A 14,599-nucleotide genomic window follows, 5' to 3' on the forward strand; every position below is an offset into this window, starting at 1 on the left:
CTTACCGTTGCACAGGTGCGGGTCCATGGAAACTGGTCCATCACTGAAAAAATACAAGCACGGTGAATATGGTTTGTCGAGGGAGGAATGTTTTGCGTCGCAAACCCGACTGAAGGTGTGTCCGCTCAATGGGCAGTGGAGCAGCGCGCAAGCGTTGATGGAAATCCGCCTTTTTTTGATTGACGCGCAGGATCTGCGCGAAAAATTTTGCTTCCAAACTCACCGGCTGCAAGGTGAGTTGTGGGCTCGTGATTCAAATAGAACTATTCGAGGTACGGCGATGCAAATGCGCTGGGTACAACTGATGGCCATTGCCATTGGGAAAATCATTTTCCTGTCATATCTCCTTGAGAAAACGGGGAATATCATGCATGCTCTCAATCGCCTGCCTGGTTCGGCGTTTTTTCGCAAGTGGCGTGCAGCGAAGTGCCTTTTCTCTTTGCTGCTGCTTTCATGCGCGGGTATCTCATCCACGGCACTGGCGGCGACCATCGTCTTCACGGTCACCGACAACAGCGACGCTCCCAATGCCAATGCAACGACACCAACCACCTGCGTCAGCACGCTGGGGGGCACCTTTGCTGGCGCATGTACGCTGCGAGCTGCCATTCAGGCAGCCAACTACACGCTGCAAACGCTGGATCCGAGTGCCGATGTTTCCATCGTCTTTGCGCCGACACTGACCACGTCGGTACGGACCATACAGAGCGGGACATCCAAGGATGCGGCGGGAAACCTCCATCCGTATGTCGACAATCAGACGGTTTACGTGCGCTGTGCCAATACATTCATCAGCGGAGCCCAGTCCGGCGCCGTGACGGGGGCCACCAATGCCTGTGGTCAAAGCCAGATGATCAGCGGCGGCGATACGGGCACCACCACTGGTGCCGGTGGTGCCTGGTACTGGCTCAAAGGCACCGTGCCAGCCGGCACGGGATCGTTGACCATCGATTTCGGGGGAGTCATACAAGTCCAGAACTGGGCGGACTCCCCCTGGGAAACTTTTTATCTTGGTGGGAAGAACATCACGCTCACCAATTCGCCCAATATGACCTGTGGCGAAGCGGTATTCGTCGTTGGCTCCACGGCGAACAATATCACCATTGATCGCGTCGGCCTGGTGAATGTGGCTCCAACCCCTGCGGGAGAGGGGACGCCGTTCAACTGCGAGCTGTACGCGGAGATTCATCAAGGCGCACAAAACGTATTCTTTACCAATAGCACGATCAATTCCGCGATATGGAATGGAAATTACGGCAATAACAAGGGCTCGGCCATTTCCGTTGCCGCAAGCAACGGTACAGGAGGCACGGTTTCCAACATTGTTGTCGATAATTTCACGGTAACGAATCTGCCCAACCCTATCGGGGGAATGCAGCTCGAGCAGTTCTTCCAGGTCATGTCGAACATGACCGTCAACGGATTGACGATCAAAGATTCGAATATCGCACTGAGCCCGACTGGTGGAAATGCGCCCAGGGCCGTGGTGTCGGTTGATGGAACGATCAACCTGGACAATGGAACTGGTCTTGCCGTGACGGGTAATACCTTCTCGCTGCCTATTGCCGCCTATACCACTTCATCGCCAATGCATGTGTCGGCACCAACGTTGAATATGGCAGCCTCAGGCACGACGCAGGTAGTGACGGTGACCGATAACAACTTCACTGGCGGCGGGGACGGGGTGAATATTGGTGGTACGGGTACGGCACCAGGGTTGATTGGCAACAACAAGATGACAAGCCAGTCGAGAAGTGCCATTCGTGTCACTGCGCGTGATTTCTTCAAGATTTCTCAGAACACGCTGTTTTCCGTGCCTGTGGCTGCAAACTCAGGTATCAGTTTGCTGACGACGGCCAATGGACAAACCGGATGGACCCCGACCCTTGGCGTTGGCGCCAGTGACACCGCCGCCTGCACCTGGACATTCAATATCACGGCAAATGCCAATGCGAGCGAGCCGGCACCGTATACGGTGGAAGCCTTTTGGTCGCCGACCGGCGCGGGCGCCAACGACGCACAGGTCTATCTGGGCTCAGGGACCATGGCCGGAGCCTCGGGAACGCTGACCGTTCCTTCGTATCTCAGCGGCCAGGTGCGGGTCACAGTGACGGACAGCAATTCCGGTGGAGCCCAGACCTCGCAGCTTTCAACGGCTGCAAGCGTCACCGGTTTTCCCTGTGCCCTGAAATCCGGCGTTCTGGCGACGACCAACAATCAACCTGTCGGCAGCAGCGACTTGCTGGAGGTCTACATTGTTGACGGCCAAGGCAATGCCTGGACGGGGGGCAGTGACACCGTTACCTTCGCAGCGCCGCCTGCAGGTGTCACGTTCAATGGCAGCTCCGCCGCAGTCAGCTGCATGACCGACTCCAGCGGAAAGTGCGCGTCTCCCATCAATGCCAGCAGCAGTGTCGCCGGAACATTCACCACACCCGTGACCTTGTCGTCGTCAGTCGCTGGTGCCACGTTCTCCAATCTTCCATTGGGTGGAAGCCCGGTATCTGGCGCAGTGACTTATCAGCCTTCGCCGGTTGCTTACAGCTTCACCGGGCTGCCGGCCAGCACGACCGGTTCTGAAATCGCCGCGAGTCCGCCATCGATTGCGGCCAATGGCGTCTCCACCAGCACCTTGGCCGTGCAGTTGAAGGATGCGTTAGGCAACCTTGTCACCACCTGTACCGATACGGTGGCCTTCACCCTCAATGCGGGGACGCAAGGCGTTCCTGCCGTCAGCGTCACGGGCTGCAGTGCCGGCATGTACACGGGGACGGTGACATCGCCGGTGCTGGTCGGCAGCGGCACCTTCGGGTTCACCATCAACGGGGCTGCGGCTGTTGCCACCGCAACAGTCTCCTATGCGGCCGCAACGCCGAGCACGAGTGCATCGACGATAGGCGCCACTCCGGCATCGATCGTGGCCAACGGCAGCTCCACCAGCGTGCTGCGCGTGCAACTGGTCGATGCCAGCAGCAATCCGATCAACACGTGCACGAACACAGTGGCGTTCACCCTGAACGGCGGAACGCAGGGAACGCCCAATGTGGGCGCGGCCTCGTGTACCGCCGGCATCTATACGGGCACCGTCACATCGCCCACGGCGGTCGGCAGCGGGATCTTCGGATTCACCATCAACGGCTCTGCCGCAGTTGCTACGGCTTCAGTGAGCTACACGGCGGGTCCGCCAAGTACCAGTGCCTCGACCATCGTTGCGAGTCCGACCTCGATCATTGCCAATGGCACTGCAACCAGCACATTGACGGCGCAGCTCAAGGATGCGTCAGGCAATTCGATTGCGACCTGTGCCAACACGGTGGCCTTCACGCTGAACGGTGGAACACAGGGCTCGCCCGCGGTCGGCGCGGGGGCGTGCAGCGCAGGGGTGTACACGGCCACCGTCACGGCACCTACCGCAGTCGGCAGCGGCACCTTTGGTTTCACCATCAATGGCTCGGCCGCCACGGCTACGGCTGCGGTGAACTACACGGCCGGCTCGCCCAGCAATGGCGCGAATGGAAACCTGATCAGTGCCAGTCCGCTCAGCGTTGTCGCAGACAACACGGCCACGAGTTCGATCAGCGTGACCCTGCGCGATGCCAATGGCAATCCCGCCACGGATACGGTGGCGCACACGATTGTCTTCACCAAAACGGGCGTGGGCACGACCACGCCGGCCGCACCCACGTGCACGATCGCGGCCAATGCCAATCCGGCCACCTGCTCCGTGACGGTGAAATCGGCCACGGTCGGCACCGCAAGTTTCACGGCAACGGACAACGGAACGGCCGTGAGCAATGGCAGTCCGGTATCGGTCAACTTCATTGCCGGGCCGCCCAGCAATACAGCCAGCGGCAATCTGCTCAGTGCCACGCCGCTCTCGGTGATGGCCGACGGTACGAGCACCGGCACGGTGACCGTCGCACTGCAGGACGCCAATGGCAATGCAACCGTCGATACGGTCGCCCACACCATCGGCTTTGTCCATACCGGCGCCGGCACGCCGTCGGCAACTTCCTGCACGATTGCGGCCAATGCGAATCCAGCGCGCTGCTCCATCACGGTGACATCCACCGTCGCGGGTGCGGCGAGCTTCACAGCCACGGACAACAACGGCACCACCACCCAGAGCGTGGCCAATGGCAGTCCGGCCGTGATCAACTTCACGGCCAATGCCGCCGACCCCGCCAGGTCGGGGGTGCGTACCGTCAGCAGTCCGGCCACGGCCAATGGCTCGGCGACGGATGTGCTTGAAGCGTTTGTGGGAGATGTCAACGGCAATCCGGTGGCCGGAAGCGTTGTCACGTTCTCTCCCACCGCAAACATCACCTTCAGCGGTACCTGCACCACCAATGCGGCTGGTACCTGCCAGGTCACCGCCAGGACAACCGTCGCGGGCTCCTACGCTTCCGGCGCAAGCATCGCGGGGGGCGCATTGAGCGGCAGCGGCATCAGCTCCGGCGGCAATACGTACGGCACTACGGCTGCCTATGTCTTTACGGCAGGTGCCGTCGATCCCGCCAATTCGACCATGTCGGTCGATGTGAACAACCAGGCAGCCGGCGGCGGCCAGGACGTCGTTTCCGTGGTCACCAAGGATGCGTTCGGCAATCCGGTCACCGGCGTTGCCGTGAACTTCAGCGTGACGCCTGCCGGAGCCTCTCCTGCCACCGCCAGCTGCACGACTGCGGGTGCGGCGGCGACCTGCTCGGTGTCGTTCACCAGCGTGACCGCATCGACTTACTCGGCTGCCGCCACGGTGGGTGCAACTGCCATCGGCAACAGCCCGCAATCGATGGCCTTTGTCGCCGGCAATGCCTCGGCAAGCAATTCGGGCCTGCGTGTCGTGAGCGACAACGCGGCGGCAAATGGCACGGCAACCGATGTGGTGGAAGCGTATGTGCGCGATGCCGGTGGCAACCCCAAGGGCGGCGAGGTCGTCACCTTTGCCGGTACCCCCGGCGTGAAGCTGAACGGTGGCGCGGACGGCGCGTCGGCCACTTGCACCACTGGAACAAGTGGCGCAACTCTGGGCATCTGCTCGATCACTGCCACCAGCACAGCGAGTGGGACCTACAGCATCGCCACCAGCATTCCTGCCGGAACCCTGGGTGGCACGTTCACCGTGGGAGCAAACGCGTATTCGCCAAGCGCCGCACAAATTCATTTTGTAAGCGTGGTGAACCTCAGTGTCACCAAGGCCAACCCTGGCAGCCTGACTGTGGGCACGCCCTTCAACTATGCGTTCTCCGTGTCCAATGCCGCCAGTGCCTTCGGTCCTGCCAACAGCGTGACCATCAAGGACCTGGTGCCGGCAGGCATCAGCATCACGGGCGTGCCGACTGGTGCAAACGTGGCCAGTGCGACCTGCACGCCCAATACCTTCCCGTTTGCGGGTAACGGCAGTTCCGTGCTGACGTGTACGGTGAGCTTCACCACACCGGTGGCGGCTGGCAGCAGCACCAGCTTCAACCTGCCAGCTGTGCCGACGGCGGTGGGCTCGAGCACGAACACGGCTTCCTACGATCCGTCCGGCGGCATCAGCCCCGTCAATCCGACGGCGGGTTGCACGACGGATTGCGCGTCGACGCCTTCCACGCCGGTGACACCTGGTACGCCAGCGCTGACGGTCACCAAGGCCAACCCGGGCAGCTTGGCTGTGGGCACGCCCTTCAACTATGCGTTCTCGGTAGCGAATGCGGCCGGTGCCTTCGGCCCTGCCACCAGCGTGACCATCAAGGACTTGGTGCCTGCGGGTATCAGCATCACGGGCGTGCCGACCGGTGCGAACGTGGCCAGTGCGACCTGCACGCCCAATACCTTCCCGTTTGCGGGCAATGGCAGCTCCGTGCTGACGTGTACGGTGAACTTCACGGCCTCGGTCGCAGCGGGTGGCAGCACCAGCTTCAACCTGCCGGCTGTTCCGACGGCTGTGGGCTCGAGCACGAACACGGCCTCCTACGATCCGTCGGGCGGCATCAGCCCGGTCAATCCGACGGCCGGTTGCACGACGGATTGCGCATCGACACCGACCACACCGGTCACGCCTGGTACGCCTGCGTTGACAGTCACCAAGGCCAACCCCGGTAGCCTGGCTGTGGGCACGCCGTTCAACTACGCCTTCACGGTAGCGAATGCGGCTGGTGCCTTCGGTCCTGGCACCAGCGTGACCATCAAGGACTTGGTGCCTGCGGGGATCAGCATCACGGGCGTGCCGACCGGCGCAAATGTGGCCAGCGCGACCTGCACGCCCAATACCTTCCCCTTCGTGGGCAATGGCACGGCGATCCTGTCTTGCACGGTGAGCTTCACCACCCCGGTGGCAGCTGGCAGCAACAGCAGCTTCAACCTGCCGGCTGTGCCGACGGCGGTGGGTTCGAGCACCAACACGGCCTCCTACGATCCGTCGGGTGGCATCAGCCCTGTCAATCCGACGGCAGGGTGCACAACAGACTGCGCTTCCACACCGGTGACTCCAGTCACGCCTGGTACGCCTGCGCTGACGGTCAGCAAAGCCAATCCGGGTAGCCTGGCCGTAGGTTCGCCCTTCAACTACACCTTCACGGTAGCGAATGCGGCCGGTGCCTTCGGTCCTGCCAACAGCGTGACCATCAAGGACCTGGTGCCTGCAGGTATCCGCATCACGGGTGCGCCGACCGGTGCGAACGTGGCCAGTGTGGACTGCTCGCCCAAGCCCAACACCTTCCCGTTTACGGGCAATGGCAGCACTGTCCTGACGTGTACGGTGAACTTCACGGCTTCGGTCGCAGCCGGTGGCAACACCAGCTTCAACCTGCCAGCTGTGCCGACGGCTGTGGGTTCGAGCACCAACACGGCCTCCTACGATCCGTCGGGTGGTACCAGCCCCGTCAATCCGACGGCCGGTTGCACGACGGATTGCGCATCGACGCCTTCCACGCCGGTAACCCCTGGTACGCCTGCGCTGACGGTTACCAAGGCCAACCCCGGTAGCTTGGCTGTGGGCACGCCTTTCAACTACGCCTTCACGGTAGCGAACGCGGCCAGTGCCTTTGGTCCCGCCACCAGCGTGACCATCAAGGACCTGGTGCCGGCAGGCATCAGCATCACGGGCGTGCCGACTGGCGCGAACGTGTCCAGTGCGACCTGCACGCCCAACACCTTCCCGTTTGCGGGTAACGGCAGCTCTGTGCTGACTTGCACGGTGAACTTCACGACCTCGGTCGCAGCCGGTGGCAGCACCAGCTTCAATCTGCCGGCTGTGCCGACGGCGGTGGGTTCGAGCACGAACACGGCCTCCTACGATCCGTCGGGCGGCATCAGCCCGGTCAATCCGACGGCGGGTTGCACGACAGACTGCGCTTCCACACCGGTGACTCCAGTCACGCCGGGTACGCCTGCGTTGACGGTCACCAAGGCCAACCCGGGTAGCCTGGCTGTGGGGACTGCGTTCAACTACGCGTTCTCCGTGTCCAACGCTGCCAGTGCCTTCGGTCCCGCCAACAGCGTGACCGTCAAGGACTTGGTGCCTGCAGGCATCAGCATCACGGGCGTGCCGACTGGTGCAAACGTGGCCAGCGCGACCTGCACGCCCAATACCTTCCCCTTCGTGGGCAATGGCACGGCGATCCTGTCTTGCACGGTGAGCTTCACCACACCGGTGGCAGCTGGCAGCAACAGCAGCTTCAATCTGCCAGCTGTTCCGACGGCTGTGGGTTCGAGCACGAACACGGCTTCCTACGATCCGTCGGGCGGCATCAGCCCCGTAAATCCGACGGCCGGTTGCACGACGGATTGCGCATCGACGCCTTCCACGCCGGTGACCCCTGGCACGCCTGCGCTGACGGTCACCAAGGCCAACCCGGGTAGCCTGGCTGTGGGCACGCCCTTCAACTACGCGTTCTCCGTGTCCAACGCTGCCAGTGCCTTCGGTCCCGCCACCAGCGTGACCATCAAGGACTTGGTGCCGGCAGGCATCAGCATCACGGGCGTGCCGACTGGGGCGAACGTGGCCAGTGGGACCTGCACGCCCAATACCTTCCCGTTTGCGGGTAACGGCAGCTCCGTGCTGACGTGCACGGTGAACTTCACTGCGGCAGTGGCGGCCGGTGGCAACACCAGCTTCAACCTGCCAGCTGTTCCGACGGCGGTGGGCTCGAGCACGAACACGGCCTCCTACGATCCGTCGGGCGGCATCAGCCCGGTCAATCCGACGGCAGGGTGCACGACAGACTGCGCTTCCACGCCTTCCACGCCGGTGACCCCTGGTACTCCTGCGCTGACGGTCACCAAGGCCAATCCCGGCAGCCTGGCTGTGGGGACTGCGTTCAACTACGCCTTCACGGTAGCGAATGCGGCCAGTGCCTTTGGTCCCGCCACCAGCGTGACCATCAAGGATCTGGTGCCGGCAGGCATCAGCATCACGGGCGTGCCGACCGGTGCGAACGTGGCCAGTGCAACCTGCACACCCAACGCCTTCCCGTTTGCGGGTAATGGCAGCTCCGTGCTGACGTGCACGGTGAACTTCACTGCGGCAGTGGCGGCCGGTGGGAACACCAGCTTCAACCTGCCGGCAGTGCCGACGGCGGTGGGTTCGAGCACGAACACGGCCTCCTACGATCCGTCGGGTGGCATCAGCCCGGTCAATCCGACGGCCGGTTGCACGACAGACTGCGCTTCCACACCGGTGACTCCAGTCACGCCTGGTACGCCAGCGCTGACGGTCACCAAGGCCAACCCGGGCAGCCTGGCTGTGGGAACTGCGTTCAACTACGCGTTCTCCGTGTCCAACGCTGCCGGTGCCTTCGGCCCCGCCACCAGCGTGACCATCAAGGATCTGGTGCCGGCAGGCATCAGCATCACGGGCGTGCCGACCGGCGCGAACGTGGCCAGCGCGACCTGCACGCCCAATACCTTCCCGTTTGCGGGTAACGGCAGCTCCGTGCTGACGTGCACCGTGAACTTCACTGCGGCAGTGGCGGCCGGTGGCAACACCAGCTTCAACCTGCCGGCTGTGCCGACGGCTGTGGGGTCGAGCACCAACACGGCCTCCTACGATCCATCGGGCGGCATTAGCCCGGTCAATCCGACGGCAGGGTGTACGACAGACTGCGCTTCCACACCGGTGACTCCGGTCACGCCAGGCACGCCTGCGCTGACGGTCACCAAGGCCAACCCGGGTAGCCTGGCTGTGGGGACTGCGTTCAACTACGCCTTCACGGTAGCGAATGCGGCTGGAGCCTTCGGCCCCGCCACCAGCGTGACCATCAAGGACCTGGTGCCTGCGGGCATCAGCATCACGGGCGTGCCGACCGGCGCAAACGTAGCCAGTGCGACCTGCACGCCCAATACCTTCCCGTTTGCGGGTAACGGCAGTTCGGTGCTGACGTGTACGGTGAACTTCACGGCTTCGGTCGCAGCGGGTGGCAGCACCAGCTTCAACCTGCCGGCTGTTCCGACGGCTGTGGGTTCGAGCACGAACACGGCCTCCTACGATCCATCGGGCGGCATCAGCCCGGTCAATCCGACGGCAGGGTGCACTGTGAACTGTGCATCGACACCAGCAACGCCGGTCACTCCCAGCACGCAGGTGCCGGTGGCTCCGACGCTGACGGTTTCGCCGACCACGGTGGGAGGCTATCCGCAGATTTCCGGCACCGGCACGCCGGGCTACACGATCACGGTGAAGGATGGCTCGACGACGCTGTGTACGGCAATCGTCGCGGCCGATCAGACGTGGAGCTGCACGCCGGGCGGCGGCTTGCCGACGCCGGGTCTGCACACGATCAGCGCGACCCAGACCAATCCTGGCAATGGCAACACCGGACCTGCCACAACGACTTCGCTCAACGTGCTCGGAACGACCTTCACGGGTCCGACAGCCACCGGGGCAGGCAACGCCACGGCGACCTTGAGCGGTGGTGGCGCGGGCTGCGGGTTCGATGTGTCGCAGTCGTACTTCGTCGCGGCTGCGGCGGGTGCGCCGGGCCAGTTGAGCTTCCCGTACGGCAATGTGCACTTCGTGGCCCGTGGCTGTACGCCCAGCAGCTCGATCACGGTCAGCGTCACCTGGCCGGGGCCGGTGACAGGCATGGCGTACTGGAAGTTCGGTCCAGCGTCCGCAGGGGCGGCGGACTCCTGGTATCAGCCTGCGGGTGCGGTGGTGTCGGGCAATACGACCTCGGTGGTGGTCACCGATGGCGGCCAGGGTGATGACGATCGCGCAGCCAATGGCGTGATCGTGGATCCCAGCGGTCCGGCGCGTGTGGGGGCGGCACCGGGTGCCCGGCCGATCCCTGCCCTCGAACCGCGCATGCTCGCCATGGCCATGCTGCTGATGCTGGCTGCAGGCCTGTGGAATCTGCGCCGCAGACGCGGTTGACACACGGTTGAAGAGGCGCTGAACCATCGCCTGCCGAACCTGTTTCGGCAGGCGATTTCCATTGGGTAGAGGCGCTGCATCCCGGCGGCTCAAGCCTGCACGAAACCCCAGGCCGCCTTGCGGGCCTATCGCGCGTGCAACACGCCGTAAATGAGAACAATTTAGAATTTCGCGCTGATGGGTGCCTTGCATCCCTGGGTCCCGGCCGACGCACAGGCGCCTGGCCCCTTCATTCCTGCACGCCTGCCTTCCATGCACCGTTCTGTCCTGATGTTCCGTTGCGCACCGTGATGGACCGCTGAACGCCGCCGCCTGCTCCCCATGACTTTCAAGAAAATCTGGTTCCAGTTGCACTGGTTCGCCGGCATTACGGCCGGCACGGTGCTCATCGTCATCGGGCTGTCGGGCGCGGTGTTCTCGTTCCATGAGGAGATCCTGGGCTGGCTGAATCCCGGCACTGTCTCCGTGCCTGCGCGCGATGACCCACCGCTGGGGCCGCCGCAGATTGCGCAGGCGCTGCGCGAGGCCGGCGAGCAGCGCGTGGTCCAGCGCATCACCGTCTTTGCCGAGCCCGGCCGCTCGGCCCAGGTGGCCTTCAAGCCGCCGGCCGGCCAGCGCCGGGGCCAGACGGTCTTTGTCGATCCCTACACGGGCGCGCAGATGCCCGAGCAACACGGCACGGAGTTCTTCGAATGGGTGGAGCGCCTGCACCGCTGGCTGCTGCTGTCGCGCGATGACGGCAAGCCGATCACGGGCACCCTGGCCGGCCTGTTGCTGATGCTGTCGCTGTCGGGCCTGTACCTGCGCTGGCCGCGCCGGCCGCTGTCCTGGCGCACCTGGCTGACCTTCGACCCGGCGCTCAAGGGCCGCTCCTTCCTCTGGGGCCTGCACTCGGTGGCGGGCACCTGGGCCCTGGTGGCCTATGTGGTGTTCACCTGCACCGGCATGTACTGGGCCTTTGGCGTGGTGCGCAGCACGGTGGATGGCTGGGCCGGCGTGCCGCCGCGCGTGGCCGCTCCCGCGGCGCCGTCCTCGAAACCCGGTGGCGGCCGGCCTGAGCCGACTGGCGCGCAGCAGCCCATCGACATCGCGCCCGGCTGGGCCGCCTTCGAGCGCATCGCCCATGGCTGGCAGTTCGCCCAGCTGCGCCTGCCCGAGCGCGCGGGCCAACCCCTGCAGATCAGCTGGCTGGATGCCGATGCCGCCCATGAGCGCGCGCGCAACCAGATGGCGTTGCTGCCCGATGGCACGGTGCAGCGCGACGAGCGCTATGCCGACCTGCCCACGGGCCGCCGCGCCGTGGGCGCCATCTACCCGCTGCACATGGGCACTTATTTCGGCATGCCGGGGCGCATCTTCATGACGCTGGCCTCGCTGATCATGCCCCTGTTCGCCATCACGGGCTGGATGCTCTACCTGGACCGCCGGCGCAAGGCGCGCGCCCTGGCCAAGGAGCGCCAGGCGCTGATGGCGGACCCGCCACCGTCCGCGCCTGCAGGCCAGGACACCGTGCTGGTCGCCTTCGCCAGCCAGGCCGGCCGCGCCGAGCGCCTGGCCGTGGCCACCGTGGCCGCGTTGCGCGGCGCAGGCATGGCGGCCAGCCTGCAATCCGTGGCGGCGCTGGATGCCGAGCAACTGCGCCACCATCGGCGCGTGCTCTTCGTGGCCAGCACCTTTGGCGAAGGCGACCCGCCCGATGCCGCGCGCCGCTTTGCCCGCCTGCTGGGCGCGGCCTCGGGCTCGGCCCTGCCGCACCTGCAATACGGCCTGCTGGCGTTGGGCGATCGGCAGTACGCGGCCTTCTGCGGCTTTGGCCATGCACTGGACCACCAGCTGCGCCGCCTGGGCGCACAGCCCGTGTTTCCGCTGATCGAGATGGATGGCGAGGACGCCCAGGCCTGGCATGCCTGGCAGCAGGCGCTGGCAGGGCATTTCAGCGCCGTGCTGCCCGTGTGCGATGCCCTGCCTGCGTCTTCGGCGGAACCGCTTGCCGATGCCACGGCCTTTGCCTCATGGCCGCTGCAGGCGCGCAGCCTGTGCAACGCGGGCAGCCAGGGCGCAGGGCTTTATGTGCTGGACTTGGCACCGCCCGAAGGCGTGGCCCCGCTGTGGCGGGCTGGTGCGCTGGCCGAGGTGCTGCCACGCCATGGCGCAGCCACCGTGCAGGCCTGGCTGGCCGTCCAGGAATGTGATGGTTCGGCCCCCGTGCAATGGCGCCAGCAGACCTGCACGCTGGCCGAGGCGCTGGCCGCCAGCGTGCTGTCGGCCCCGGGCGACATCGCCCCCGGCACCGCGCCCCAGGCCGTGGCCGATGCGCTGCGGCCCCTGCTGCCGCGCAGCTACTCGGTCGCCTCGCTGCCGCAGGACGGCCATGTGCGGCTGCTGGTGCGCCAGGCCCGCCATGACGGCGGCCTGGGCGTGGCGTCGGGCTGGCTGACGGCGCATGCGGCCCGGGGCACCTCCGTGGCCATGAGACTGGTGGAAAACCGCGCCTTCGAGCCGCGTGAAGAGGCAGGTGCCGAGCCCGACGCTCCGGCCATCTTCATCGGCAACGGCTCCGGCTATGCCGGCCTGCGCGGCCACCTGCTGGCGCGCATGCACGCAGGCCGCCACCGCAACTGGCTGCTGTTCGGCGAACGCCAGCGGGCCCATGACGGGTACTGCGAGGCCGAGGTCTCCGGCTGGCTGGCCGCAGGCAAGCTGCAGCGCGCCGACTTCATCTACTCCCGCGACCAGGCCCGGCGCCGCTACGTGCAGGACGCCCTGCGCGAAGCCGCCGACCCCCTGCGCGACTGGATCGCCGACGGCGCCGTGCTCTACGTCTGCGGCAGCGCCGACGGCATGGCCGCAGGCGTCGATGCCGCGCTGGCCGACATCCTGGGCGCTACCGCCGTCGAAGACCTGATCGTCGAAGGCCGTTACAGAAGAGATGTGTACTGAACGTGGTGCGCATGCTGGACGTAGCGGATAAAACCGGCGCGGCCCCAAAGCAGGGGACAGCAAGCAAGGGCCGCCCCGCAGCGAGGCTGTCGTCCCCCTCCCGCGTAGCGAGAGAGGGGGAAGGCGCGTAAGCGCCTCAGGGGGTGATGTACTTTTCCTTCCCGAGATTGAGCATCAACCGGTTCGCCCAGCCGAACAGCGCGGCCGAGTGCAGCATGTCCAGGATTTCCTGGTCCGTGAGGCCGGCATCGCGCAGCGGCTGCAGCTGGGCAGCGCCAAAGCTGCCCGGCGCGCGCGTCAGGGCCAGCGAGGACTGGATGATGGCGCGTTCGCGCGCATTGGTGCCGGCCGTGTCGGGGTCGTCGAACATCTGTGCCATGACATCGTTGCGCTTGGCCAACTGCTCGAAGCGCTGGGCGTGGACCGATGCGCAGTACACGCAGCCGTTGGAGCGCGACACGGCCGTGGCCGCCACCTCGCGCTCGGCGCGCGACAGGCCGCCGGGCGCGTACATGATGGCGTTGAAGGCCTGCGAGCGCTCCGACAGCACGCGCGGCTGGCGGGCCAGCAGCAGGTAGAAGTCCGACGTGCGCGCCTTGGGGTGGCTCAGGTCCAGCACGGCCTGCTGCTCGGCCGTGGCCGTGGCGGGGTCGAGCACGGGCAGCCAGGACGTCCAGTCCAGCGTTTCGCTGGTGTAGCCGTTGCGGCGCAGCGGCTCGCCCGGTGGCGGCAGGTTGGCGGGGTGCACGAAGGGTGCGGCGGCGGCTTCGGCAGCCGGCGTGCTGGCCTGGCCGCCCAGCGCGACCATGGCCTGCACGCCCGCGAACAGGCGCAACTGGTAGGCGATGAAACCCACCAGCTGGGCCACCAGTACGGTGTCGTCGATGGACAGGCCGGACTCGGGCATGGCCAGCAGGGCCGCGCGGTCGCTCTCGGCCGGGTGCAGGGCCAGGGTGCGCACAAAGTGCAGGGCCGCATCCAGGCGGGCGTTGCCGGTCTGGGCGCCGGGCTGGGCCAGCACGGTGCGCAGCGCGGGCGTCAGGGCGTCGCCCAGGGACTCGGCACGCTGGCGGTATTCATCGGCCAGGGCCTGGACGCCGCTGACGCGGCATTGCTCGCTGGCCAGCACCAGACGCTCGGCGCGCGACAGGCTGTCGGCCAGGCCGTCGCCCAGCAGCAGGTCCTCGCAGGCCTGGGTGGCGATGGCCACCTTGTCGCGCTGGCGGCGCGTGGCGAAAACGGGGGACTGGTCGGTCAGGCCGGCCAGGCGGTCGATGGTGTCGTTGGCGGTGGTCATGGGTA

The 14,599-nt window shown here is 65.6% G+C and carries 3 protein-coding genes; 2 read left to right on the top strand and 1 reads right to left on the bottom strand.

What is annotated here, in order from left to right:
* Positions 1 to 25: 25 nt before the first annotated feature.
* Together ACN20X_RS02435 and ACN20X_RS02440 are read left to right on the top strand one after the other, a co-directional pair.
* Entirely contained in the window at positions 26 to 10,357 is a 10,332-nt protein-coding gene (locus ACN20X_RS02435) for an invasin domain 3-containing protein (protein ID WP_473210259.1), read from the top strand.
* Positions 10,358 to 10,678: 321 nt separating this feature from the next.
* On the top strand, positions 10,679 to 13,297 hold the full coding sequence (locus ACN20X_RS02440; RefSeq protein WP_473210260.1) for a PepSY domain-containing protein: 2,619 nt from the start codon (positions 10,679 to 10,681) through the stop codon (positions 13,295 to 13,297).
* A 136-nt stretch (positions 13,298 to 13,433) separates the two neighbouring features.
* Here ACN20X_RS02440 and ACN20X_RS02445 read toward each other — a convergent pair whose 3' ends face one another.
* Entirely contained in the window at positions 13,434 to 14,594 is a 1,161-nt protein-coding gene (locus tag ACN20X_RS02445; RefSeq protein ID WP_016454492.1) for a CMD domain-containing protein, read from the bottom strand.
* Positions 14,595 to 14,599 lie beyond the last annotated feature (5 nt).

Source organism: Delftia sp. PX-1, assembly GCF_055797465.1.

What these genes read in the sequence shown, in the direction of transcription:
- ACN20X_RS02440 (WP_473210260.1), top strand. Translation starts at nt 10,679, where the DNA reads ATGACTTTCAAGAAAATCTGGTTCCAGTTGCACTGGTTCGCCGGCATT.
- ACN20X_RS02435 (WP_473210259.1), top strand. Translation starts at nt 26, where the DNA reads ATGGAAACTGGTCCATCACTGAAAAAATACAAGCACGGTGAATATGGT.
- ACN20X_RS02445 (WP_016454492.1), bottom strand. Translation starts at nt 14,594, where the DNA reads ATGACCACCGCCAACGACACCATCGACCGCCTGGCCGGCCTGACCGAC.